Annotated in this window: 24 protein-coding genes; 17 read left to right on the top strand and 7 right to left on the bottom strand. The window is 66.7% G+C overall.

The genetic code is table 11. From position 1 onward, the window contains the following. Positions 1 to 2 precede the first annotated feature (2 nt). Positions 3 to 1,445, top strand: coding sequence for a Re/Si-specific NAD(P)(+) transhydrogenase subunit beta (pntB, locus tag HMPREF3167_RS03890; RefSeq protein ID WP_070445592.1), 1,443 nt, complete (start codon positions 3 to 5; stop codon positions 1,443 to 1,445). Positions 1,446 to 1,742: 297 nt separating this feature from the next. Here pntB and rpsT read toward each other — a convergent pair whose 3' ends face one another. The 6 genes from rpsT to HMPREF3167_RS03860 form a co-directional block, all read right to left on the bottom strand. After that, on the bottom strand, positions 1,743 to 2,009 hold the full coding sequence (gene rpsT, locus HMPREF3167_RS03885) for a 30S ribosomal protein S20 (protein WP_062613794.1): 267 nt from the start codon (positions 2,007 to 2,009) through the stop codon (positions 1,743 to 1,745). 256 nt (positions 2,010 to 2,265) lie between these two features. Then, entirely contained in the window at positions 2,266 to 2,484 is a 219-nt protein-coding gene (locus HMPREF3167_RS03880) for a CsbD family protein (protein ID WP_062613795.1), read from the bottom strand. Positions 2,485 to 2,567: 83 nt separating this feature from the next. Continuing rightward, complete coding sequence (locus HMPREF3167_RS03875; protein WP_070445642.1) at positions 2,568 to 3,248, bottom strand: type II toxin-antitoxin system PemK/MazF family toxin; 681 nt, start codon at positions 3,246 to 3,248, stop codon at positions 2,568 to 2,570. Between the two features lie 11 nt (positions 3,249 to 3,259). Beyond that, positions 3,260 to 3,748, bottom strand: a complete 489-nt coding sequence (locus HMPREF3167_RS03870) for a PH domain-containing protein (RefSeq protein ID WP_068538976.1) — start codon at positions 3,746 to 3,748, stop codon at positions 3,260 to 3,262. Between the two features lie 113 nt (positions 3,749 to 3,861). Beyond that, entirely contained in the window at positions 3,862 to 4,500 is a 639-nt protein-coding gene (locus HMPREF3167_RS03865; RefSeq protein ID WP_068538977.1) for a hypothetical protein, read from the bottom strand. Positions 4,501 to 4,513: 13 nt separating this feature from the next. Continuing rightward, entirely contained in the window at positions 4,514 to 5,134 is a 621-nt protein-coding gene (locus HMPREF3167_RS03860) for an HAD-IA family hydrolase (protein ID WP_246783084.1), read from the bottom strand. 102 nt (positions 5,135 to 5,236) lie between these two features. Here HMPREF3167_RS03860 and lepA point away from each other — a divergent pair, with 102 nt between their 5' ends. From lepA to HMPREF3167_RS03840, 4 genes are read left to right on the top strand one after another with little or no spacing between them, the layout of a single operon-like run. Beyond that, positions 5,237 to 7,096, top strand: coding sequence for a translation elongation factor 4 (gene lepA / locus HMPREF3167_RS03855; RefSeq protein WP_062613799.1), 1,860 nt, complete (start codon positions 5,237 to 5,239; stop codon positions 7,094 to 7,096). Then, the gene (gene trmB, locus HMPREF3167_RS03850; protein ID WP_068538979.1) at positions 7,096 to 7,890 is read left to right on the top strand and encodes a tRNA (guanosine(46)-N7)-methyltransferase TrmB; all 795 of its coding nucleotides are present in this window, start codon (positions 7,096 to 7,098) and stop codon (positions 7,888 to 7,890) included. The genes lepA and trmB overlap by 1 nt, the downstream gene beginning before the upstream one ends. Then, complete coding sequence (hemW, locus tag HMPREF3167_RS03845) at positions 7,883 to 9,049, top strand: radical SAM family heme chaperone HemW (protein ID WP_070445591.1); 1,167 nt, start codon at positions 7,883 to 7,885, stop codon at positions 9,047 to 9,049. Before trmB ends, hemW begins: the two co-directional genes overlap by 8 nt. Continuing rightward, entirely contained in the window at positions 9,046 to 9,657 is a 612-nt protein-coding gene (locus tag HMPREF3167_RS03840) for a hypothetical protein (RefSeq protein ID WP_070445590.1), read from the top strand. The genes hemW and HMPREF3167_RS03840 overlap by 4 nt, the downstream gene beginning before the upstream one ends. Here HMPREF3167_RS03840 and HMPREF3167_RS03835 read toward each other — a convergent pair. Then, positions 9,629 to 10,489 carry a DUF3097 family protein gene (locus tag HMPREF3167_RS03835; protein ID WP_070445589.1) on the bottom strand — a complete coding sequence of 287 codons (861 nt, stop codon included), beginning with the start codon at positions 10,487 to 10,489 and terminating at the stop codon, positions 9,629 to 9,631. The genes HMPREF3167_RS03840 and HMPREF3167_RS03835 overlap by 29 nt on opposite strands. Positions 10,490 to 10,585: 96 nt before the next feature. Between HMPREF3167_RS03835 and hrcA the strand changes: the two genes are divergently transcribed. The 12 genes from hrcA (at position 10,586) to uppS (ending at position 22,770) form a co-directional block, all read left to right on the top strand. Beyond that, a complete protein-coding gene (gene hrcA, locus HMPREF3167_RS03830) occupies positions 10,586 to 11,602 on the top strand; it encodes a heat-inducible transcriptional repressor HrcA (protein ID WP_201783163.1) in 1,017 nt (338 codons plus the stop codon). A gap of 12 nt (positions 11,603 to 11,614) precedes the next feature. Further along, entirely contained in the window at positions 11,615 to 12,727 is a 1,113-nt protein-coding gene (dnaJ, locus tag HMPREF3167_RS03825) for a molecular chaperone DnaJ (RefSeq protein ID WP_062613805.1), read from the top strand. Further along, positions 12,724 to 13,443: a 16S rRNA (uracil(1498)-N(3))-methyltransferase gene (locus tag HMPREF3167_RS03820; protein WP_070445588.1), complete on the top strand. Its 720-nt coding sequence runs from the start codon at positions 12,724 to 12,726 to the stop codon at positions 13,441 to 13,443. The genes dnaJ and HMPREF3167_RS03820 overlap by 4 nt, the downstream gene beginning before the upstream one ends. Before the next feature lie 10 nt (positions 13,444 to 13,453). Next, positions 13,454 to 14,407, top strand: coding sequence for a PhoH family protein (locus tag HMPREF3167_RS03815; RefSeq protein WP_083200608.1), 954 nt, complete (start codon positions 13,454 to 13,456; stop codon positions 14,405 to 14,407). A 5-nt stretch (positions 14,408 to 14,412) separates the two neighbouring features. Continuing rightward, on the top strand, positions 14,413 to 14,925 hold the full coding sequence (gene ybeY / locus HMPREF3167_RS03810; protein ID WP_062613808.1) for an rRNA maturation RNase YbeY: 513 nt from the start codon (positions 14,413 to 14,415) through the stop codon (positions 14,923 to 14,925). Then, the gene (locus HMPREF3167_RS03805; protein WP_068538983.1) at positions 14,918 to 16,171 is read left to right on the top strand and encodes a hemolysin family protein; all 1,254 of its coding nucleotides are present in this window, start codon (positions 14,918 to 14,920) and stop codon (positions 16,169 to 16,171) included. Before ybeY ends, HMPREF3167_RS03805 begins: the two co-directional genes overlap by 8 nt. Further along, positions 16,158 to 17,069, top strand: coding sequence for a GTPase Era (gene era / locus HMPREF3167_RS03800; RefSeq protein ID WP_236698681.1), 912 nt, complete (start codon positions 16,158 to 16,160; stop codon positions 17,067 to 17,069). Before HMPREF3167_RS03805 ends, era begins: the two co-directional genes overlap by 14 nt. After that, complete coding sequence (locus HMPREF3167_RS03795; RefSeq protein ID WP_148132382.1) at positions 17,066 to 18,556, top strand: alpha/beta hydrolase family protein; 1,491 nt, start codon at positions 17,066 to 17,068, stop codon at positions 18,554 to 18,556. Before era ends, HMPREF3167_RS03795 begins: the two co-directional genes overlap by 4 nt. 82 nt (positions 18,557 to 18,638) lie before the next feature. After that, on the top strand, positions 18,639 to 19,358 hold the full coding sequence (locus HMPREF3167_RS03790; protein ID WP_062613811.1) for a PP2C family protein-serine/threonine phosphatase: 720 nt from the start codon (positions 18,639 to 18,641) through the stop codon (positions 19,356 to 19,358). 158 nt (positions 19,359 to 19,516) lie between these two features. Further along, positions 19,517 to 21,286 carry a 2-isopropylmalate synthase gene (leuA, locus tag HMPREF3167_RS03785; RefSeq protein ID WP_062613812.1) on the top strand — a complete coding sequence of 590 codons (1,770 nt, stop codon included), beginning with the start codon at positions 19,517 to 19,519 and terminating at the stop codon, positions 21,284 to 21,286. Between the two features lie 31 nt (positions 21,287 to 21,317). Next, a complete protein-coding gene (gene recO / locus HMPREF3167_RS03780; RefSeq protein WP_062613813.1) occupies positions 21,318 to 22,058 on the top strand; it encodes a DNA repair protein RecO in 741 nt (246 codons plus the stop codon). Next, the gene (uppS, locus tag HMPREF3167_RS03775) at positions 22,051 to 22,770 is read left to right on the top strand and encodes a polyprenyl diphosphate synthase (RefSeq protein WP_082661195.1); all 720 of its coding nucleotides are present in this window, start codon (positions 22,051 to 22,053) and stop codon (positions 22,768 to 22,770) included. The genes recO and uppS overlap by 8 nt, the downstream gene beginning before the upstream one ends. Positions 22,771 to 22,811: the final 41 nt, after the last annotated feature.

Here is a 22,811-nt window from a genome sequence, read left to right as displayed (position 1 = left end):
TCATGAACGACATCGTTGCTTACTACACGTCATGGCAGCTCAGCTTCGAGTCACTGGCGTACATCGCCGCCGCTCTGCTGTTTATCCTCGCGCTCGCGGGGCTGTCGAAGCAGGCCACGGCCCAGCGCGGTAACCGGCTCGGGATGGTAGGCATGGGCCTCGTGCTTCTTGCCACCGTCATCCTCCTCATCTCGTTCGCGCAGAAGCAGGCCGTGGTGGCCGCCCTCATCGTGGTCGCGCTCGGCATCGGCGCGGCCGTGGGTATCCCGCTCGCGCGCAAGGTGGAAATGACCGGCATGCCCGAGCTGATCGCTATGCTCCATTCCTTCGTGGGCCTGGCAGCCGTGCTCGTCGGCTACAACTCCTTCATCCTGACCCCCGGTTCGGACTCGCCCGACAACGCCTTCCACATGGGCGAGGTGGGCCTGGCGGTGTTCATCGGCGCGGTCACGTTCACCGGCTCGATCATCGCCTTCCTCAAGCTCTCGGGCCGAATGTCTGGCAAGCCGCTCACCCTGCCGGGGCGTAACTGGCTCAATCTGGGGGCGATCGTCGCCTCGCTGGCGCTCATCATCTGGTTCGCCCACACGCGCACCGTGGGGATGGGCATGATCCCGCTGGCATTGCTCACGGTGATCGCGCTCCTGCTCGGCCTGCACCTCGTGGCCGCAATCGGCGGCGGCGATATGCCGGTGGTCGTGTCGATGCTCAATTCCTACTCGGGCTGGGCCGCCGCGATGGCCGGCTTCACCCTCGGCAATGACCTGCTCATCATCGTGGGCGCACTCGTAGGCTCCTCGGGCGCCTACCTGTCCTACATCATGTGCCAGGCGATGAACCGCTCCTTCATCTCCGTGATCCTCGGCGGCTTCGGCTCCGACGGCGCGGTGGCCGAAGAACGCGACTACGGCACGCACCACGAAATCACCGCCCCCGAGGTGGCCGACATGCTGGCTTCGGCCTCCAAGGTGGTCATCACCCCCGGCTACGGTATGGCAGTGGCCCAGGCTCAATACCCGGTGGCGGACCTCACCCGGCGCCTGCGCGAGGCGGGCGTGGACGTGTCGTTCGCGATCCACCCCGTGGCGGGCCGACTGCCTGGGCACATGAACGTCCTGCTTGCCGAGGCTAACGTGCCCTACGACATCGTCTACGAAATGGACGAAGTCAACGACACGCTCTCCGAGGCTGACGTGGTGCTCGTCATCGGCGCAAACGACACGGTCAACCCGTCAGCCGAAGAGCCCGGCTCGCCGATCGCGGGTATGCCCGTCATCAAGGTCTGGGAGGCGAAGAACGTCATTGTCTTTAAACGCTCCATGGGGAACGCAGGGTATGCCGGCGTGCAAAACCCGCTGTTCTTCAACGAGAATACCCAGATGCTGCTGGGCGACGCGAAGGACTCGGTGGACCAGATCAACGCCGCGCTCAAGGTGAACGCCTAGCGAAAGCGGTTGTTAAGCCTCCGGCAGTCACGCCGTCGTTTCGGGCGGTGAGGCTTCATCCCTCTCCGCCGGCGTGACTGCCTCCGGTCACTGGGCAAGCTGTTACCCGGGACCCGTTTGAAATTCCTGGACGATTCCGGGGCGATCTCCTCATATACGAAGATCGCCCCGAAATCGTCCAAAGCTCTTTAATTCCAGCTGGCGGGCGTGGCCCGGCGGGGCCGCGCCCGTAGTTCAGGCCCGGCGGGCACGCAAAAGGGCGGCGGACCCCAGTCCGCCGCCCTTTCTTCGAGCTACTTAGCCGTTGATCTTCGCAACGAGCTTGGCGAGCTTCGACTTGCGGTTGGCCGCCTGGTTGCGATGGATAACACCCTTGGAAACAGCCTTATCGAGCTTGCGGGAAGCAACGCGGAGCGCTTCCTGCGCCTCCTCGGCGTTGCCGGCTGCAGCGGCCTCGCGCGTCTTACGTACGAGGGTACGAACCTCGGTCTTGACGGCCTTGTTGCGAAGGCGGCGCTTCTCGTTGGTCTTGTTTCGCTTGATCTGGGACTTGATGTTTGCCACTGATGAACTCTTTCGTTGTGAATGATGGCCCCGAGGGCCGCGGGTCGGTGAGGGCATGCCATCTTCGGACTGAGGCGTGGGGTGCCCGTGGAAAGAAGATTGGCCGGACCTTTCACCCGACCAGGTTCAAAGTCCAATTGACTACTTTAGCAAAGCGACCGGCGCCGCAAAAGCGAGGCCAGATGCGGTTTGTGGTGCATCTGCTCACGTTTGCGGCGCCGTGGTGGCTACAGGGGCGTGAGCCCCGGGGCGTTGACTACTGCTCGTCCTTGTCGCCCTTGATCTTGTCGATCGTGTCGTTGACGAAGCCCTTGGCCTTCTCGCCGGCTTCGGTGGCGGCCTTCTTCACGTCGGCAACCAGCTGGTCCTTCTTGCCCTCGAACTCGAGGTCCTCGTTGTCAGTGGCCTTGCCGGCGGTTTCCTTGGCCTTGCCGCCCAGGTCCTTGGCCTTGTTCTTGATGTCATCAAAGCTCATGATTGCTCCTTTAACGTGGGTCCGAAGCGTCTAGCTCCCTTACTCTTTCCATATTAGCGGGCGAACCTTGGAAAAGTCTGGCATTAGCCGTGGAGTTCCATGAGCGCCTTGACTACGGCGTCGTACCTGGCCCGATCGAGCGTGGCGCCTTCGCGGCGGACTTGGGCCACGTGCGCGACCAGCAGCCTGTCGAGCCGCACCTCCGACGAGCGCCCGCGCGAGTCCCACGCGCCCGTCCCGATGTCCAGCCACGTGCGGCCTTGGCTGGCCTCGTAGCGGGTGTAGTCGTCGTGATCCTTGCTCGACATCTGCACGAACACCACGTGCTCCTCGTATCCGGCGAGCACGAGCACGGGCCGGTCCTTGCCGCGCCCGTCGTTCTCGTCGAACGGTACCCACGCCCACACCACCTCGCCCGGGTCGGGGGAGGCGTCGGGGAGCGGGGAGTAGTCGAAGGTGGGAAGGCCGATGCGCGCAACCGGCCACTCGATGGCGGGCTCGTCAGGCCCGGGCAAGGTGGCGCCCCTGGGCCGCAACTTGGGTCCTGGCGCCGGTTGAGTCGCGTTCTTCTTCGACGACGCCGTCCTCGCATCTCGCGCACTACCCCCGCCTTGCGCCGTTCCGCGCGATGCTGAACGCCCGCCGCGTCCCGACGTGCCACGGCTGCCGGTGATCGCGCGGGAGATCTCGTCACCCGCCTTGCGGGCCAGGTCCCGGCCAAGACTCCGGCCGGCCGACTTGGCCGCGCGCCGGAGGGACTCCATGAAAGACACGGCTACTCGTCCTCGCTCTCGTCAAGCAGCTCGATCAGGGTCACGTGCAAGCGCTCGACCTCGGGCACGTCGTGGAGCGTGACCGGGTTGCCGGCCGAGGTTTCAAGGATGAGGGTGCCGCAGCCGAACATGCGGTCAATGATGTCGCGCTCGTAGGAGGCGCTCGAAATCCGGGAGAGCGGGATGTCGTGCCCGGTCTTGTTGAAGATGCCCGTGCGGGTGATGATCCGCCGGTCGGTGACCGTGTACGTGCTGGTCATCCACTGCAGCCACGGGATGACGAACAGGAAGATCGCCAGTAGCCCAGCCGTGGCGCCGGCGGCCCAGTGCGCCCACGGGCGCACTGAGTCGGGCAGGAAGTAGAGTGCGAGGACCAATGCCACCACCACGACCACCAGCGCGAGGATATTGCCAAAAATCGCCTTCACGTGCTCGCGCATGTGGCGAATAACGTGCTCGTCGGCGGCTAGGAGCTTCTTGTTAAAACCCATGCCCCCATTTTGCCACAAGGCTGGCCGTTCACGACGCCGTCGCCCACCTCGCGCCCGCTGGAGCGGCTCGCCTGAGCGGCCGCCCCGGCACTCCGGGTGCCGGCCACCCGGCATTAGAGCCAGATGAAGAGGCTGATGATGGCAAGGAGGGCGATGAACGGCAGGGAGGCGAGGGTGATGCCGGCCGCGAGCACGGTCCAGCGCAGGTCGTCTTGGAGGTGGGGGACGTTGCCCACCCCGCCCGCCTGGGCGATGGCGGCGCGCTGGGCGGCCTCGAGCCGGGAGAGGAAGGTCTTACGCCGCTGGGCGGCCTCCCGTTCGGCGTCGGCCTGGCGTTCCCGGGCCCGCAGGCGCTCGACCTCGGCCTCCATGCCCGCCTCGCGGGTGAGGACGTTGCCATATTCGTCGATGATGATCCCGTCCCCGGAGCTTTGCGAGATTTGGCCCGCGCTCTCGGATCGTTGAGTCTGCTTGGCGTAGCGCGCCCGCGCCTTCTCGGTGTACTCGTTCAGCAGGCGCTCGAGCCGGGAGCGCCGGATCGCGAAGAACACCAGCACGATGCTGAAGACTACGCATGCGCCAAACGGGATCCACGCGCCTGCGCCACCTCCGTGCGTGCCGGCTTGCCAGCCGACGAAGGCGAGAAGCGCGTTGCTTGCGGCGGCGAAGGTTACGAGCGCGCGCCCCGGCAGGCGGGTCAGGCGCTCGATGAGGGGCAGAAAGACGTTGAGGGATCCAGGACCAAGGCTCATGGTAGGTATTGTCTCACTGCTGCGGCCCGATCATCCCAATAAGTTCGCTGAGGGAGGCAAGGGTGCCCGGTTGCTTGCCCTGGTGGTCGAGCAGGTAGCCGTCCACCCCGGCGGCGGTGGCGGCCTCCACGTCGATCGGGCGGTCGCCCACGGCGAGCACGCGGGCCGGGTGGAGGCGGTGGCGTTCGATCAGCACCAGGTACATGTCAGGGGAGGGCTTGCGCTCGTAGCCGTCGGGAGCACACACCATGTCGTCCACCTCGATGCCGTGGGCGGCCAGCAGGTCCTCGGCCGAGCAGCGGTCACGGTGGGTGGCGATGAGGTTGAGCCCACCGGCGTCGCGAACAGCCTCGAGCACGCGGCGCGCGCCACTCATGAGCGGGGCCGGGCGGGTCTTCCACGATTCCTTGAGTTCGGAGTAGCCGGCATGCAGGGCCTCGAGGTCGGCGTCGTAGAGCTGGTGGAGCTTGTTCATTGCGTGGTCGATGGAGATCGAGCGCAGGCGGGCCACCTCGGACAGCTGGGCGTTGCTGGGCGCGTCCGTGCGATATCCAATCCGCGCGAGCAGGTGGTCGACGGCCGGGTAGGTGTCGATGAGCGTGCCGCCCATGTCCCACAAAATGGAGGTGTACACGCCTCAAGTCTGGCACAGGCCGCCTAATTTCACACGGCACATTCCCGGTTCCGTGCGGGCGCGCTGGTATCGTTGTCAAAGACTGTTATTCGAAGGAGACTCGTGCCCGTTTCTACCTCTGCCGAGCTGGCCAAGATCCAGCCCGCGTCCACTCCGGCCGCGCAGATTCGGAATTTCTGCATCATCGCCCACATCGATCACGGCAAGTCCACGCTTGCCGATCGGATGCTGCAATTGACGGACATCGTCACGGAGCGTGAGATGCGCGCCCAGTACCTTGACCGCATGGATATCGAGCGCGAGCGCGGGATCACGATTAAGTCCCAGGCGGTGCGCATGCCGTGGTCGGTGGACGGGCAGGCCTACGCGCTCAACATGATCGACACCCCCGGCCACGTGGACTTCGCTTACGAGGTCTCCCGTTCGCTCGCCGCGTGCGAGGGCGCGATCCTCCTGGTCGATTCGGCGCAGGGCATCGAGGCGCAGACGCTGGCGAACCTGTACATGGCGATCGAGAATGACCTGACGATCATCCCCGTCCTCAACAAGATCGACCTGCCGGCCGCGAACCCGGACAAGTACGCCGCCGAGCTCGCCTCCCTCATCGGGTGCGATCCCGACGACGTGGTGCGGGTGTCGGGCAAGACGGGCCAGGGCGTGGACGAGTTGCTTGACCGGATCGTGGCCGAGATCCCGGCCCCCACGGGCGACGCCGACGCCGAGGCCCGCGCCATGATCTTTGACTCGGTCTACGATTCCTACCGCGGCGTGGTGACGTACGTGCGTGTGGTGGATGGCAACCTCACCCCGCGCCAGCGTGTACAGATGATGTCCACCCACACCAACCATGAGCTACTCGAGATCGGCGTCATCTCGCCCGAACCGAAGCCGGCCGCCGGACTGGGCGTGGGGGAGGTGGGCTACCTCATCACGGGTGTGAAGGAGGTGCGCCAGTCGCGCGTGGGCGACACGGTCACGGACGCCCGCAAGCCGGCCGCCGCGCCTCTCTCGGGCTACCGCGACCCCAAGCCCATGGTCTATTCGGGCATCTACCCGATCGACGGCTCGGATTACCCGGCCCTGCGTGATGCGCTGGACAAGCTCAAGCTCAACGACGCCGCCCTTGTCTACGAGCCCGAAAACTCTGTGGCACTCGGCTTCGGCTTTAGGTGCGGGTTCCTCGGCCTGCTCCACCTTGAGATCGTCACAGAGCGCCTCGAGCGCGAGTTTGACTTGGACCTCATCGCCACCGCCCCCTCGGTTATCTACCGGGTGGTTGCCGAAGGCGGGGCCGAGCATGTGGTGCAAAACCCGTCCGAGTTCCCGGACGGGAAGATTCAGGCGATTTACGAGCCGCTGGTCAACGCCACGATCCTCACCCCTTCCGACTTCGTGGGCACCACGATGGAGCTGTGCCAGCAGCGCCGCGGGAACCTGGAGGGGATGGACTACCTGTCCGAGGACCGGGTGGAGTTGCGCTACAAGTTGCCGCTGGCCGAGATCGTCACCGACTTCTTCGACCAGCTCAAGTCCCGCACGAAGGGCTACGCCTCCCTCGATTACAAGGAGGAGGGCGAGCAGCAGGCGGACCTGGTCAAGGTTGACATCCTGCTCAACGGCGAGAAGGTGGATGCCTTCTCCGCGATCGTCCACCGCGACAACGCCTACCACTACGGTGTGGAGATGACCGGCAAGCTCAAGGGCCTCATTCCGCGCCAGCAGTTCGAGATCCCCGTCCAGGCCGCGATCGGTTCGCGCATTATTGCCCGCGAAACGATCCGGGCCCTGCGCAAGGATATGCTGGCCAAGTGTTACGGTGGCGATATCTCCCGTAAGCGCAAGCTGCTGGAGAAGCAGAAGGAAGGTAAGAAGCGCATGAAGTCGATTGGGCGCGTGGACGTGCCGCAGGAGGCCTTCGTCGCAGCCCTGTCCTCCGAGATGCCCGAGTCAAAGAAGAAGTAATGTCCGAGCACGGCACCCTGCCCGAGCAGAACCCCAACTACGGCCGGATTATGTCCTTCACCCGGCGCGGTTCGCGCCTGGGGGACAAGTACGAAAAGGTGATGGAGGAATACGGCCCGGCATACGTCATCGACTACCCGCAGGGGCCGGCCCAGACCACCCTGGCTAAGGATGCGTTCGTGGACCTGCGCGCGGCATTTGGGCGTTCGGCCCCGCTCGTGGTCGAGATCGGCCCGGGCAGCGGGGAGCAGACGATGTCCGCGGCCCTCGCCCGCCCCGAGTGGAACTTCTTGGCGATCGAGGCGTGGTCGCCCGGCGTGGCGCGCTGCGTGAATGCGGCCGTGCGCGAGGGCGTGCAGAACGTGCGGATCATGGAGGTTGACGCCGCCCAGGCCCTGCCCATCCTTTTCCGGCGTGGCGAGGTGGAAAACCCGCGGGCGCGGGAGGTGTGGACGTTCTTCCCGGACCCGTGGCGCAAGAAGCGTCACCACAAGCGCCGCCTGGTGAGCGACAACTTCGCGAAGAGCGTGGCGCTCGTGCTCGAGCAGGGCGGCGTGTGGCGTATGGCCACCGACTGGGCCGACTACGCCTGGCATATGCGCGATGTGGTGGCCAACAGCCCGCACTTTTCCAATCCTTACTCGGAGAAGAACCCCGATGCGGCCGACCAGGGCCAGTACCGGGGCGGCTTCGCCAAGCGCTGGCCGGGCCGCGTAATGACCCGTTTCGAGTCGCGCGGGATTGAGGCCGGGCGCAAGATTTTCGACGTCGAGGCGATCCGCGAGCGTGACTGAACTCGGCATCGACACCGCGCGGGTGGAGGGTCTGTCCGCCTACGTCCACGTGCCGTTTTGCTCGGTGCGCTGCGGGTATTGCGACTTCAACACCTACACGAACCTCGATTTCGGCAAGGGCGCGAGCGCCTCGCGTTTCGCGGACACCCTCATCTCTGAGATCGCCCTTGCTCACGACGCCGTCGCCCCGGCAGGGCCCCTGCGCACGGTTTTCTTTGGGGGCGGCACTCCCACGATGCTGCCGGCGTCCGACCTGGCGGCGGTGCTGGCCGCGCTGACGGAGGCCTTCGGCTCCCCTGAGGGCGAGGTGACCACCGAGGCGAACCCGGAGACGGTGACCTTGGAGGCACTCGAGACCCTGGCAGATGCGGGCTTTACCCGCTTCTCTTTCGGCATGCAGTCGGCGGTCGAGCACGTGCTGGCCACCCTCGACCGCCAGCACACGCCCGGCCAAGTGGCCCAGGTGGCCCGCTGGGCGCGGGAGCTCGGCCTGGAGTTTTCCCTTGACCTGATTTACGGCGCGCCGGGGGAGTCCCTCGATGACTGGCGTGCCTCCCTCGACGCCGCGATCGCGCTCGAGCCCGGCCACATCTCCGCTTACGGCCTGACGATCGAGGAGGGCACGAAGATGGGGGCCCAGTTGCGGCGCGGGGAGATCCCCGTGCCGGACCCGGACGTGCTGGCCGCCAAGTACGAGATGGCAGACGAGGCGCTGTCTGCCGCCGGCTACGAGTGGTACGAGGTGTCGAACTGGGCCAAGCCCGGCAAGCGCTCGGAACACAACCGGGCCTACTGGACGAACGCGAACTGGTGGGGATTCGGCCCCGGCGCCCACTCCCACCTGGACGGGCGTCGCTTTTGGAACATCAAGCACCCGATCGCGTACGCTGGCAAACTTGAGGCCGGGGAGCTGCCGATCGCGGGCGGCGAGGTCCTCACCCCCGCCGAGCGGCACGAGGAGGATATCATGCTGGGCATCCGTCTGAGCGAGGGCATCGACGTGGGTGCTACCCCGCCTGGCGTCGTCGCCTCGCTTATCGCCGACGAACTGATCGACCCAGCCGCCGCGTTCGCCGGCCGCTTGCGGCTGACCCGCAAGGGGCGCCTGTTGGCCGACGTCGTGACCCGAACCCTGTGGGACGCCGAGGAGGCATCATGAACCGCGACTATGTCGTCTACACCATCCTTGCCCTCGTGATCGGCATCCCGCTGATCTACACGGGGATCACCCTGTTCTCCAAGAAGTCGGGTGGCACGTGGGACGAGGCCTCGCGTCTCAAGGGCGCCATGCGCGCCCAGGGGTGGCGGGTGAAGGACACCGTGGACAACCTCGCCCTCTTCTTGCTCGATACCACGGTGCTGCCGAGCCATTGGCCGCTCGCGGTGGGGGCGCCGGGCGTGGAGGCCGTCAGCTCCGGCCGGCGCGGGACCACCTGGCGGGCGGGCAGCTTCGTGGCGCCGTCGGTTGGCGGCTACCTGCTGTTCACGCTTGAGGTCCCACTGCGCAGCGACGGCACCGAGCCCGAGATCCCCGAGACCCTCGCGCGCCTGGACGGCGGGTTGTCCTGGGAGGGCGAGTCGGGTTGGGTGAACGACGATGTCGCCGCCTTCCTCTCCTCCTGGCCCGGCCTGCGAGCGGCGCACTTGACGGCCAACAAAGTGACCTTCATGGTCAACGAGGGCGGGGAGAAGGTCGAGCGGCTGAAGGAGATCGCCTCCTATGCGGAGGGGATCATCCCTACCCTGCCCGGTGAGGTGTGGGGCTAGCGGCCGTGACGAAGTCGATGAGCTCCTCCATTCGGCCAAGGAACGCCGGCTCGAGGTCCCGGTAGTCGCGCACGGCCCTCAGAATCCTGGCCCAGCCCAGGCCGATATCCTCGGCCGTGGCGTGCGGCCAGCCCATGCGGGCGAGCGTGCCCTTCTTGATGTCCTCCCCGCGCGGCACGTGCGGCCATTCTTTCAGACCAACGACGCCGGGCTTGATCGCCTGCCAGATGTCGACGTAGGGATGGCCGAGCACGAGCACGCCCTCCATGGTCGCCACCTCGGCGGCGATACGGGCCTCCTTGGAGCCGGCCACGAGGTGGTCGAGCATGATGCCGGCGCGCCGGGAATCGGACGGGCCGAAGACGGCGAGGACATCGGCCAGGTGGTCGGCGCCGAAGAGCTCTTCGATCATGATGCCCTCATAGGCCAAGTCGGAGCCCCAGATCTTGGAGATGAGCTCGGCGTCGTGCTTGCCCTCCACCCAGATGCGGGAGGCCTTGGCCACGCGCGCCTCGTGCTCCACGTGGAAGGAGCCCGAGGCAGTGATCTTCGGGCCTCGGCTGGCTACCAGTTTCTTCGGCAGGGGCGGGATGAGGTTCACCGCCTCGCCCTCGAGCCAGAACCCGCGCCCGATCGGGAAGCCGCGCCGGCGCATCTGGGCATCCTCCAGTTCCATCTGCCACTGGCCGGCCACCTTGCCCACCTTCATCACTTCGCCCACGTACCCGGAGGTGACGTCCTCGAGGACCATGCCCACCTCCACAGTGACGTCGCGGATGGTGGAGGCGGGGGCGTTGAGGGTGTCAGGGCCGTAGCGGTCGATATAGCTCATGGGGCTAGGGTAGCGCGTGGGAGGCAACTGGGATATTTGGAGGCCAGGGCGTAGAATTGGCACTCGAGTTATGCGAGTGCTATGTGGGGAGGCGTGATGGCAACGGATCGGCAGGCCAAGGTGCTCAACGCCATCGTGCAAGATTACGTGCGTACGGGCGAGCCAGTGGGCTCGCGCGCCGTGGTCGAGCGCCACCACCTCGGCGTCTCGCCGGCAACCGTCCGTAGCGACATGGTGTCGCTTGAGGAGGCTGGCCTCATCCACCAACCCCACACCTCCGCAGGGCGCGTGCCCACTGACGCCGGCTACCGCCAGTTCGTGGACCAGATCGCCTCGCTCAAGCCGCTCTCGCGCGCCGAGCGCACCGCGATCAAGCGCATGCTGTTCGAGGCGGTGGACCTAGACGAGGTCATCACACGCGCCGCGGCCCTCCTGTCCTCCCTCACGAACCAGGTGGCGATGGTGCAATACCCCTCGCTTCGCCGCACGGCCCTGCGCCACATCGAGCTGGTGCCGCTCACCGACACCCGCGCGCTGGTCGTCATCATCACCAACGCTGGCCGCGTGGAGCAGCGCATGGTCTCCTTCCCCTCGGCGCTCACGGAGGAGGACCTGGTGGCGCTGCGGCGGGTGCTCAACACCGAACTCGAGGAGCTCCAGCTGGCCGGCCTGCCCGACGCGCTCGGCCGGGTGGAAGACGGCCTGCCAGAGGAACTCAAGCCGGCCGCCCGCCTCGTCGTGCAGGTGGTGGAAGAAACGCTACGCAACGAAGCCGAGGAACGGGTCGTCGTCGCCGGCACCGCCAACCTCACCCGCTACACGATTGACTTCGACAACTCGGTCTTCCCCATCCTCGACGCGATCGAGGAGCAGGTGGTACTGCTGCGCATCCTCGCCCACCAGGAGGACGGGCTGCACGTGGGGATCGGCCGGGAGAACTCGAGTGATGCCCTGAGCGAAACCTCTGTGGTGTCCACCAACTATGTGGGCGCGGACCAGCAAACACTGGCCCGGCTTGGCATCATTGGACCGACGCGCATGGACTACACGGCGAATATGTCCTCGGTCTATGCGGTGGCGAAGTATCTATCCGACATCTTGGCAGCGAATTAACAAAGGGAAACTGTGGCAGATTATTACGACGTCCTCGGGGTGGGCCGGAACGCGACCCAGGCCGAGATCAAGAAGGCCTACCGGAAGAAGTCCCGCGAACTGCACCCCGACAACCCCAACGGCGGGTCCACGGAGAAGTATCAGGAGGTCAACAACGCCTACGAGGTGCTCTCCAACCCGGACAAACGCAAGATGTACGACATGGGCGGGGAGGACGCGCTGCGCGGCGGGGCCACCTACAGCCCGGGCTTCGAGGGCTTCCAGGACATCTTCAATACCTTCTTCGGCGGGGGCAACACACGCCGCGGCCCGGCCTCGCGCGCCCGGCGCGGCCAGGACACGCTCGTGGCCGTCCACCTCAGCCTCGACGAGGTGGTGTTCGGCGCGGAGAAGACCATCAACCATGAGGCCGTGGTCGAGTGCCCGCACTGTCACGGGCAGATGGCCGAGCCGGGCACTGAGCCCGTACCGTGCACGAACTGCGACGGCACCGGCTCCGTCCAGCAGGTCACCCAGTCGCTGTTCGGCCAGGTCATGTCACAGACGGTGTGCGGGCGCTGCCAGGGATATGGCACGATCATCGTCACCCCGTGCGGGGAGTGCTCGGGCGAGGGCCGCATCCGCGCCAGCCAGCCCGTCACCATCAAGGTTCCCGCGGGCGTAGACGATGGGATGCGCATCCGCCTCCAGGGCCGCGGCGACGCCGGCCTGGCGGGCGGCCCGGCGGGTGACTTGTTCGCCCAGGTCCAGATCGAGCCCGACCCGGTCTTCACCCGTTCCGGGGATGACCTGCTATGTACGTTGCAGGTGCCGATGACGGCGGCCGCGCTCGGCACCACGCTCGAGATCGACACCTTCGATGGGGAGCAGACCATCTCCCTCGACCCGGGCACGCAGGCCGGCCACGTCGAAACCCTGCGCGGCCTGGGCGTGGGCCGCCTCCACCGTGGCGGGCGCGGCGACCTCAAGGTCCAGGTCCAGGTGGTCACCCCCACCAAGCTCGACGCCCGCCAGCGCGAGCTCCTCGAACAGTTCGCCCACGAGCGTGGGGAGGAGACCGGCGAGCTGGTCGACTCCAGCCAGTCGGTGTTCGGGCGCATCTGGGATCGGCTCTCGGGCCGATGACTTTACCGGTCTACATCGATCCTGACCTCGCCGATACCGAGCAGGTCATCCTCACCGGGCCCGAGGCCCACCACGCCGCCGTCGTACGGCGCACGAGCGTGGGCGATCGGATCGACGTCGTGAACGGGGACGGGCTGCGGGTGACGATCGAAGTCGACGTCGTCGGCAAGGCTGAGGTCTGCGGCCGCCGGCTCGCCTCCGCTCAAGAGGAGCTGGCGCGCCCGCGCATCACTCTCGTCCAGGCGCTCGCTAAGCGCGGACACGACGAGCAAGCGCTCGAAACCTGCACCGAGTACGGCGTGGACGCCTTCATCCCGTGGATGGCCGAGCGTTCGATCGTGCGCTGGAGCGGGGACAGGGCCGAGAAGGGCCGGGCGCGGCTTGCCGATGCCGTCTGGGCGGCCACGAAGCAATCCCGGCGTGCCTTCCTCCCGCAGATTCACCCCCTCCACACCTCCGGCCAGCTCGCCGCCGCGATCCGCGAATTCGACGGGCTCACGGTTGTCTGCCATGAGGAAGCAACCGCGCCGCTGGCCGACCTGCTGCCGATCGAGCGCGACGTCATGATCGTCGTCGGGCCCGAAGGCGGCATCACGCCCGCCGAACTCGAGATGTTCGCCGGCGCCGGTGCCACCCCCGTCCTGCTCGGCAACCACGTCATGCGCTCGGCGACGGCGGGGGCGTGGGCGGCCGCCGTCGTCACGGCATACCGCTAGAATGAAAACGATGGAAGTTACCAAAACTGTCACCGTCCCCGACCGCGTGCCGATGATCAACATCCTCGGCCACAGGGACGAGGTGTTGCGCGCACTCGAAAAGGGGCTGGCACCGGCCACCCTCCACGTCCTCGGGCAGGGCATCACGATCAACGGCGAGCAGGCCGACGTCGAGCTCGCGGCCGAGCTCATGAGCGAACTCATCTCCGTGGCCGCCACCGGCGAACACATGACCGTGGACGCGGTGGAACGCGCGCTCGCTATCATGCGATCGGGGCTGGCCAAGCCCACTGACCTGCTGAGCACCGACATCCTCACCAACCGGGGCAAGACGATCCGGCCCAAGACCCTCGGGCAGAAGGCCTACGTGGACGCGATCGACGAGGTCACGATCACGTTCGGTATTGGCCCGGCCGGAACGGGCAAGACCTACCTGGCGATGGCGAAGGCCGTGGTGGCCCTCCAACGCAAGGAGGTCTCGCGCATCATCCTCACCCGCCCGGTGGTGGAGGCCGGCGAGTCGCTGGGCTTCCTGCCCGGCTCGCTGAACGACAAGGTCGATCCGTACATGCGCCCGCTCTATGATGCGCTGTACGACATGATTGACCCGGACGCGATCCTCAAGCTGCTGGCGGCCGGCACGATCGAGGTGGCGCCGCTGGCCTACATGCGCGGGCGCACCCTGTCGAACGCGTTCGTCATCCTCGACGAGGCGCAAAACACAACGCCGGAGCAGATGAAGATGTTCCTCACGCGCCTCGGCTTCCACTCGAAGATGGTGGTAACGGGCGACCTGACCCAGGTGGACCTGCCGTCGAAGAAGACCTCGGGCTTGGCGCTCGTGCGCCGGATCCTGCGCGACGTGGACAAGATCAAGTTCATTGAGTTGGGATCGGCCGACGTGGTGCGCCACCGGCTGGTGGCCGACATCATCGACGCCTACGCACGATATGACGCCGAGTGAGGAAAATGATTGAGGTAAACGACGAATCGGGTTTCGAACCGGCGGTGGGCGTGACGGAGGTCAGCGAGCTGGCCTCCTACGTGCTCGAGCAGATGCGGGTGCACCCGCGCGCTGACCTGTCGGTGATCTTCGTAGACGAGGCAGCGATGGAGCAGCTACATCTGGAGTGGATGGACCTGCCCGGCCCCACCGACGTGCTGTCCTTCCCGATGGACGAGATCCGCCCTGCCCCGCTCGGCACCGAGCCCAAGCCCGGGATGCTGGGCGACATTGTGGTGTGCCCGGCGGTGGCGAAGCGGCAGGCCCTGAAATCGGGGCATGCCACGATGGAGGAGATCTTGCTCCTAGTCACCCACGGTATCTTGCACCTGCTCGGCTACGATCACGCCGAGCCGGAGGAGAAGGAGGAGATGTTCGACCTCCAGCGCCGCCTGCTGCTCACCTTCCTGGCGCGCAAGCCGCACGATTACGGCTCGGGGAACATCGACGACATCGCTCCGACGGTCGACGATGATTGAGTCCGAAGTCTCGCTCACCCTGGCCAGTGTGGTGGCGATTGTTGCCCTGCTCGGCACGATCCTCACCAACATCACGCTCCAGGCTCTGCACACAATCACGCACCCGCGCGTGCGCCAGGCGATCGAGGAGGGCAACGCGGGGGAGCACCTGGCCCGGATCTACGAGCGGCGCCCGGCCACATTGGCGGCGGTCACGGCCGTCCACAACGTATTCCTCATGCTGCTCGGGCTGGGCGTGTTCACCCTCATCACGGATTTCGTACATGCCGCTTGGCTCGTGTGGATCGTGACGCTCGTTGTCGCCGTGCTCGCGCTCATGGGCACGGGCCTACTCCTGCCCGCGCACCTCGGCGCCAAATACCCCGTCCAGGCGCTGCGGGTGGGCGACGCCGTGCTGTGGCCGCTCGCCCGGCTCGGCTCGGTGTTCGTCACCCGGCGCGAGACGGCGGAGGAGGACCGGGAGACGAGGTACGAGGACGAGCTGCAGGTGATGGTGGAGCGCGTTTCGGAGTCCGAGGTGCTGGAGGACGACGAGCGCTCGATGCTGCACTCGGTTTTCGAGCTGTCGCATACGATCGTGCGCGAGGTGATGGTGCCGCGCACCGACATGATCTCGATCGACGCGACGGAGGATCTGGACCACGCCATCTCGCTCTTCACCCGCTCGGGCTTTTCCCGCGTGCCCGTAATTGGCGAGTCCTCCGACGACCTGCTGGGGGTTGCCTACCTTAAGGACGTGGTGCGCCGCATCCACCGCCGCACCGACACCGAGGGCCTCCTGGTGAGCGACGTCATGCGCGAGGCCCAGTTCGTGCCCGAGTTCGTGCTGGCCGACGACCTGCTGGCCCACATGCAGGCCACCCAGAACCACATCGCCTTCGCGGTGGACGAGTGGGGCGGCATCGCCGGCCTCGTCACGATCGAGGACCTGCTCGAGGAGCTGGTGGGCGAGATGGTCGACGAACACGACCGGGCTCTGCCCGAGGTGGAGCAGATCGACGACGGCGTCTTCCGCGTCCCGGCCCGCATGCCGATCGACGAGGTGGCCGAGCTCTTTGGCATCGATGTTGACGACGACGACGTGGAGTCGATCGGCGGTCTTCTTGCGAAGGGTTTGGGTAAGATACCCATCTCAGGATCGGAGGCGACGATCGCCGGCTTGGTGCTAGCGGCGGACCGGTTCGAGGGTCGCCGCAAGCGGCTGGTGAGTGTCATTGTGAAAAGAGCGCAGGATGAAGATGAGTGAGTTTGAGGATTTCCGGGCCGGATTCGTCTCGGTGGTCGGCCGCCCGAACGCGGGTAAGTCGACGTTGCTGAACGCGATGGTGGGCACGAAGATCGCCATCACCGCCGATCAGCCCGAGACCACACGCCGGGTGATCCGGGGCATCGTCCAGCTGGAGGCGGGCCAGCTCATCGTGGTGGACACCCCCGGGCTGCACCGCCCCCGCACGCTCCTGGGCGAGAGGCTCAACGACATGGTGGGGGAGGCGCTATCCGATGTGGACGCCGTGGCCCTGTGCATGCCGGCCGACGAGCCGACCGGCCCGGGCGACCGCTTCCTGCTTGACCTGGTGAAAAAGACTGGCGCGCCGATCCTGGCCGTCATCACGAAGATGGACAAAGTGACGAAGGACGCGCTGGCCGAGCGCATCATCGAGATCTCCCAGATGCACGAGTTCGCTGAGATCGTGCCCGTGTCTGCCGTGGCCGGCGAGCAGGTGGGCCTGCTGGCCAGCCTTCTGCTCGAGCGCATGCCGCTCAGCCCACCCCTGTACCCGCGCGATTCTGTGACGGATGAAACAGAGGAGGATCGCATCGCCGAGCTCATCCGCGAGGCCGCGCTGGTGGGCGTGCGTGAGGAGCTGCCGCACTCGATCGCGGTCGTCGTCGACGAGATGGAGGAGCGGCCGCGGCGCGAGGGGGAGCCCGTGCTGGCGATCCACGCGAGCCTGTACGTAGAGCGTGAGTCTCAGAAGGGCATCATCATCGGCCGGGGCGGGGCGCGCCTGAAGCGGGTGGGGCGCTCCTCGCGCGAGTCGATTGAGGCGATGCTCGGCCGCCAGGTCTACCTGAACCTTTTCGTCAAGGTGGCCAAGGATTGGCAGCGCGACCCGAAGCTTTTGGGGCGGCTCGGCTTTTGATCAGTTTACGTGCGCGCAAGCCCCCACTCGTCCTGCTGTGGGTGCTCGCCGTTCTGGTTCTTGGCACGTGGGGTGCGTGGGCGGGGCCGAACTGGAACCCGCAGCCGATGACGAACCTCATCGCGCCCGAAACCGCGGACACGGCCATCGTCTCCTCCTCGCGTACCGCGCCGCTTGACACGTACGAGGTGGCGACGTCGGTGCACGATGTCGCCATGGAGGACGGCACCACGATCGAGTTGACACTGCGCGAGCCGGTGGGGGTGAAGGGACAGAGCCCTGGCGTCGTGTTCCTGCACGGCACGGGCACATCCTCGCACGAGGCCTTCGAGGAGCACGCCCAGTGGCTGGCCTCCGCCGGGATCGTGACGGCAGTCCCGGACAAGCTGCTCGAGCACTACACCACCTTCGAACGCGACTACCTGGGACTCGCCCGCGGGTATGAGACGGTGGCCGAGTGGCTGCGCGATCAGGACTCGGTCTACGCTCGTGACGTGGGCTACTACGGAGAGTCCGAGGGCGCGCTCGTTGCACCCGTGGCGGTTGCCGATGACGCCGAGGCGGCCTTCCTCATCCTCATCTCCGACCCGGCCATGCCGATCCGCGACCAGGGGGCGCTCGCCGCGGACGCCTACCTGCGCAACGTGGGCGTACCACCGGTCATCTACCAGGGCATCCCGCGCCTCATTACGGGCGCGATCGCAGCGGGCGACTTCCAGTACGCCACGTTTGACCCGCGCCCCTACCACAAGCAAATCACGGTGCCGGTGATGATGGCCTACGGCACCCACGACCTGTCGATGCCGATCGTGCAGGGCCCGATCGAGGTGGGGGAGAGCCTGCAGGAGGCGGGCAACAACGATCTGTTGGTGCGTTACTACGAGGGTGCCGACCACGGGCTGCGGATCGATGGCGAGCTGCAGGCCCGCCCCTTCCAGGACATCGCGAACTTCATCAACGGCCTGCCGTCTTCGGCCCGGCTCAGCCCGAAGGTGGCGGGTGCCCAGCCGCACCAGGCCTTCACGGCGCAGACGCTTGACACCCCGCGCTGGTTCGGTTCGGGGACCGCGATGTTCGCGATCCTCGCCTCGGGCCTCATGCTCACCGTGATCGGATCGCTACTCCTGCTGTCGGGCCACTTTGGGATCGGGGCGCGGCAGAACTATCAGCGCGTGGGACGCCCGATCCTCATCAGCGCCGTGCTGGTGACGCTCACGTGGGTGGCCTTTCTCGCCTACCTCGTGGCGATCGCGACCTTGGCGCTGAGCTACGAGACGAACCGGTGGGTGGTCCAGGGCGGAATCCTCACGGTGGAACTCTTGGGCCTTGCCGCGGTGTACTTCCTCGTGCGCGCGCTTGCCACGTGGCACGCCCACCCGATGCAGACCCGGCGGGCGGGGGCGGACTTGCGCGTGATCTTCACCGGGCAGATCCTCCTCCTGTTTGCTCTGGCCTACTGGGGCATCTACCCCTCGCCGTTCTTCTAGAGTGCCCGCGCTCGGCGTAGGATGAGGGCAGGAGGGCAGGAGGGCAGGCGTGAGCAGGAGATTGACCGCAAGAATGGTGTGCGTGAGCGACACCGGCGCCGTCCGTGCGCGCAACGAGGACCGTTATCTGGCTCGCCCCCGGCTGTTCGCGGTGGCCGACGGCATGGGCGGGCACGCACTGGGCGACGTCGCGGCGCAGTACGCCGTGGACATGCTGGCCGAGGTGGAGGGAGACCTCGAAAGTGAGGCGGCGGCTGTCATCTCGGAGGCGCTGGCCCGGGCTGCGGAGGCGATCACGGTGCACGTGGAGGGCGAGTTTTTCGACACCCAGACCTCGCTGCTTAACCTTGGCCCCACCGCCGGCACCACGGTGGCGGGCGTGTACCTGGGCGAGGTGCCGCTCGTGTTCCACGTGGGCGACTCGCGGGTGTACCGATACCGCGCCGGCGACCTGGAACGTCTCACGCACGACCATTCGATGGTCCAGGAGATGGTAGACGCCGGTCAGATCACCGACGACGAGGCGCACGTGCACCCCCAGAAGAACATCATCACCCGGGCTGTGGGCACCTACGGGCCGCCGGACGTGGAGTTTCGCCGCGTGGCGTTGCACGACGGCGACTTCGTGCTGTGCTGCACCGACGGGTTACACGATGAGCTAACCGACTATGAGATCGCGATGATCTTGGCCAAGGCGGTCAACATGGATGAGGCCGTCCACCTGTTGCGTGATGAGGCGCTGGCCGCGGGCGGGCACGACAACGTCACCATCGTGCTCGCGCAGGTGCGCGGAGAGGCCTAGCCGCCCACAACGTGGAATATCGCTTGCGCGCGGGTAGGGCGCCGGTAGGGTAGTGCCATGTTCACGCTCCTGCTTAGGTGCCGCGGCGAGGTCACTGGCTGACACCTCTCCGCGGGTTTTCGTGTTGGCTAACCGTTTACACAACTTTGGGAGAGACCATGAAAACAGCAGGCTTTGGAACGCAGCAGCAACCCACCCCGATGCCGATCGCGAAGTACCGTCATTTCCTTGACTCCAACCCGGTGAGCCTTCCGGATCGCACGTGGCCGAACAACCGAATCACGAAGGCCCCGCGTTGGCTGTCCACCGACCTTCGTGACGGCAACCAGGCGCTTATCGACCCGATGGACCCGGCGAAGAAGCGCAAGATGTTTGACCTGCTGGTGGCGATCGGGCTGAAAGAGATCGAGGTGGGCTTCCCGGCGGCGTCGAAGGCGGACTTCGATTTCGTGCGCTCGCTCGTGGAGGATGACGCGGTGCCCGAGGACGTGACGATCTCAGTGCTAACCCAGAGCCGGCCGGAGATTATCCACCGCACGGTGGACGCCCTGCAGGGCCTGCCGCGTGCTACCGTGCACCTCTACAACGCCACCGCCCCGGTGTTCCGCGATGTCGTGTTCAACATGAACCGCGAGCAGATCAAGCAGCTCGCCGTCGCCGGCTCTCAGGACCTCGTGTCCTACATGGAAAAGAGCTTCGACGACCACACGATTGTGGGCTTGGAGTATTCGCCAGAGATCTTCGTGGACACCGAGCTCGACTTCGCGCTCGAGGTGTGCGAGGCGGTCATGGACGTGTGGCAGCCTGGCCCGGACCGGGAGATCATCCTCAACCTGCCTACCACCGTGGAGCGCTCCACCCCGAACGTGTACGCCGATCAGATCGAGTGGATGAGTCGCAACCTCTCCCGGCGCGAGCACATCGCCCTGTCGGCCCACAATCACAACGACCGCGGCACGGGGGTGGCCACCACCGAGTTGGCCCTGCTCGCCGGCGTCGACAGGGTGGAGGGATGCCTGTTCGGCCAGGGCGAGCGCACCGGCAACGTGGACCTGGTGACCGTGGCCCTCAACCTCTTCTCCAACGGGATCGACCCCCAGCTCGACCTGTCGAACCTGGACGAGATCCGCCGCACTGTTGAACACTGCACCCAGATGGAGGTCCCGCCCCGCACCCCTTACGGCGGCGACCTCGTTTACACCAGCTTCTCCGGCTCCCACCAGGATGCCATCAAGAAGGGCTTCGCCTCCCGCGCCCGCAAGGTTATCGCCGCCGGCGGGGACGAGAACGCGGTGCTGTGGGAGATGCCCTACCTGCCGATAGATCCGAAGGACGTGGGCCGGTCCTACGAGGCCGTGGTCCGCGTCAACTCCCAGTCCGGCAAGGGCGGGGTGGCTTACCTCCTGTCCTCTACGCGAGACCTGGACCTGCCGCGCCGCCTCCAGGTGGAGGTGTCCAACCTTGTCCAGCACCGCACGGACGTGATCGGCGGGGAGGTCACGGCCGACGAGCTGTGGAAGATCTTCGTGGACGAGTACCTGCCCTACACCGCGGCCGAGGGCCTGCGCCCCTGGGGCCGCTACTCCCTGCGCGGCACTACGGTCACGACGGCGGACGAGGGCCACCAGACCGTCCTCACCGTCACGCTGTCCGAACGCGACGGCGATGAGGTGAGCGAGTCCACGGTGGCTGCCACCGGTAACGGCCCGATCGACGCCTTCACGGCCGCGCTCGCCAAGCTCGGCATCGACGTCGGGGTGCTTGACTACGCCGAGCACGCCCTGTCGTCGGGCGGGGACGCCACGGCCGCCTCGTACGTCGAGTGCGAGATCGGCGGCCAGGTGATGTGGGGCGTGGGCCTCGACCCGTCCACCGTCACCGCCGCCTTCAAGGCCATCGTGTCTGCCGTCAACCGCGCCCTGCGCTAGAGCGGCGGCCCGGGCCCCTATAATGGGGCGCATGAAGACCTACCGTGACGATGCGATCGTGCTTCGCTGCCATGACCTGGGCGAAGCCGATCGCATCATCACGATGCTCTCCCGCCACAACGGCAAGATCCGGGCGGTGGCCAAGGGCGTGCGGCGTACCAAGTCCCGCTTCGGGGCGCGCGTGGAGCCCTTCTCCATGATCGACGTCCAGCTCTACCGCGGCCGCACCCTCGATACGATCACCCAGGTCGAATCCCGCAACCAGTACGGGCGCACCCTCGTCGCAGAATACGACGCGTACACGTGTGCCTCCGCCATGCTTGAACTTGCCGACCGCCTGACCGACGACCACCCCGAACCCGCACAGTTCTCCCTCCTCCACGGGGCGCTCCACGCGCTAGCGACCGGCGCCCACGCGCCGACGCTCGTGCTGCACTCCTACATGCTGCGCGCGATGTCGCTGTCGGGCTGGGAGCTGGCGGTCTTCGAGTGCGCCAAGTGCGGCGCGCCCGGCCCGCACGAGGCCTTCCACGTCCACAGCGGCGGGGCGGTGTGCGACGACTGCCGGCCGCCGGGCGCCACGATCCCGTCGGTGGAGGCCTGGCAGCTCATCGGTGCGCTGAGCGTGGGGGACTGGTCGATCGCGGACGCCTCGGGGAGCGCCGCGCGTCGTCAAGCGGCAGCCCTCATCGGCGCGTTCGTGCAGTGGCAGCTGGAATCGAAGATGAAGTCGCTTGCGCTGGTGGGCGCGGAAGGGGGAGGCCATGGCTGAGGCGAGGCACGTGGCGATTGTCATGGACGGCAACGGGCGATGGGCGAACGCCCGGGGTCTGCCGCGCACGGAGGGCCACCGGGCGGGCGAGGACGCGCTCATGGACGTGATCTCCGGCGCGATTGAGGCCGGGGTCGAGGTGCTGTCCGTCTACGCCTTTTCCACGGAGAATTGGCGGCGCTCCCCTCGCGAGATCGCCTTCCTCATGAACTATTCGCGCGACGTCATTCGCCGCCGCCGCGAGGAGTTGCGCTCGTGGGGCGTGAAGGTGGTGTGGTCGGGGCGCCAGCCACGGCTGTGGCGCTCGGTCATCAACGAACTTCAGGCGGCCGAGCGCTACACGGCCGACTGCGACACGATGATCCTCAACTTCTGCTGTAACTACGGCGGGCGCAACGAGATCGCGGACGCCGCGATGGAGCTGGCCTACGACGTGCGGCGCGGGGTGGTCGAGCCCCACCAGGTCACCCCGGAGCTGCTCGGGCGCTACATGTACCAGCCCGACCTTCCCGACGTTGACCTCTTCATTCGCACCGGCGGTGAGCAACGCACGTCGAACTTCCTCCTCTGGGAGTCCCCGTACGCGGAGATGATGTTCGTGGACGAGCCGTGGCCGGACTTTGACCAGCATTCGTTGCGCGCCTGCCTCGATCGATTCGCCGGGCGCGAGCGGCGTTTCGGCGGCGCGGTCGACGCGGTGGCGGGGGAGTGACGCCCCCGGGGCCGGGCTCCCGATAGGTGGGCGGGCCAGGC

The organism is Trueperella sp. HMSC08B05, from assembly GCF_001808405.1.
GTDB lineage: Bacteria > Actinomycetota > Actinomycetes > Actinomycetales > Actinomycetaceae > Trueperella > Trueperella bernardiae.
The sequence above is the reverse complement of the archived record's forward strand: the minus strand, read 5'-3'. Positions and strand labels throughout refer to the sequence as shown.

Bases quoted from the DNA above. Each gene is read 5' to 3' on its own strand.
- pntB (WP_070445592.1), top strand. From the start codon at position 3: ATGAACGACATCGTTGCTTACTACACGTCATGGCAGCTCAGCTTCGAG.
- HMPREF3167_RS03880 (WP_062613795.1), bottom strand. From the start codon at position 2,484: ATGAGCTTTGATGACATCAAGAACAAGGCCAAGGACCTGGGCGGCAAG.
- HMPREF3167_RS03875 (WP_070445642.1), bottom strand. From the start codon at position 3,248: ATGGAGTCCCTCCGGCGCGCGGCCAAGTCGGCCGGCCGGAGTCTTGGC.
- HMPREF3167_RS03870 (WP_068538976.1), bottom strand. From the start codon at position 3,748: ATGGGTTTTAACAAGAAGCTCCTAGCCGCCGACGAGCACGTTATTCGC.
- HMPREF3167_RS03865 (WP_068538977.1), bottom strand. From the start codon at position 4,500: ATGAGCCTTGGTCCTGGATCCCTCAACGTCTTTCTGCCCCTCATCGAG.
- trmB (WP_068538979.1), top strand. From the start codon at position 7,096: ATGTCCGAGCACGGCACCCTGCCCGAGCAGAACCCCAACTACGGCCGG.
- HMPREF3167_RS03840 (WP_070445590.1), top strand. From the start codon at position 9,046: ATGAACCGCGACTATGTCGTCTACACCATCCTTGCCCTCGTGATCGGC.
- HMPREF3167_RS03835 (WP_070445589.1), bottom strand. From the start codon at position 10,489: ATGAGCTATATCGACCGCTACGGCCCTGACACCCTCAACGCCCCCGCC.
- hrcA (WP_201783163.1), top strand. From the start codon at position 10,586: ATGGCAACGGATCGGCAGGCCAAGGTGCTCAACGCCATCGTGCAAGAT.
- HMPREF3167_RS03820 (WP_070445588.1), top strand. From the start codon at position 12,724: ATGACTTTACCGGTCTACATCGATCCTGACCTCGCCGATACCGAGCAG.
- HMPREF3167_RS03815 (WP_083200608.1), top strand. From the start codon at position 13,454: ATGGAAGTTACCAAAACTGTCACCGTCCCCGACCGCGTGCCGATGATC.
- ybeY (WP_062613808.1), top strand. From the start codon at position 14,413: ATGATTGAGGTAAACGACGAATCGGGTTTCGAACCGGCGGTGGGCGTG.
- HMPREF3167_RS03805 (WP_068538983.1), top strand. From the start codon at position 14,918: ATGATTGAGTCCGAAGTCTCGCTCACCCTGGCCAGTGTGGTGGCGATT.
- era (WP_236698681.1), top strand. From the start codon at position 16,158: ATGAAGATGAGTGAGTTTGAGGATTTCCGGGCCGGATTCGTCTCGGTG.
- leuA (WP_062613812.1), top strand. From the start codon at position 19,517: ATGAAAACAGCAGGCTTTGGAACGCAGCAGCAACCCACCCCGATGCCG.
- recO (WP_062613813.1), top strand. From the start codon at position 21,318: ATGAAGACCTACCGTGACGATGCGATCGTGCTTCGCTGCCATGACCTG.
- uppS (WP_082661195.1), top strand. From the start codon at position 22,051: ATGGCTGAGGCGAGGCACGTGGCGATTGTCATGGACGGCAACGGGCGA.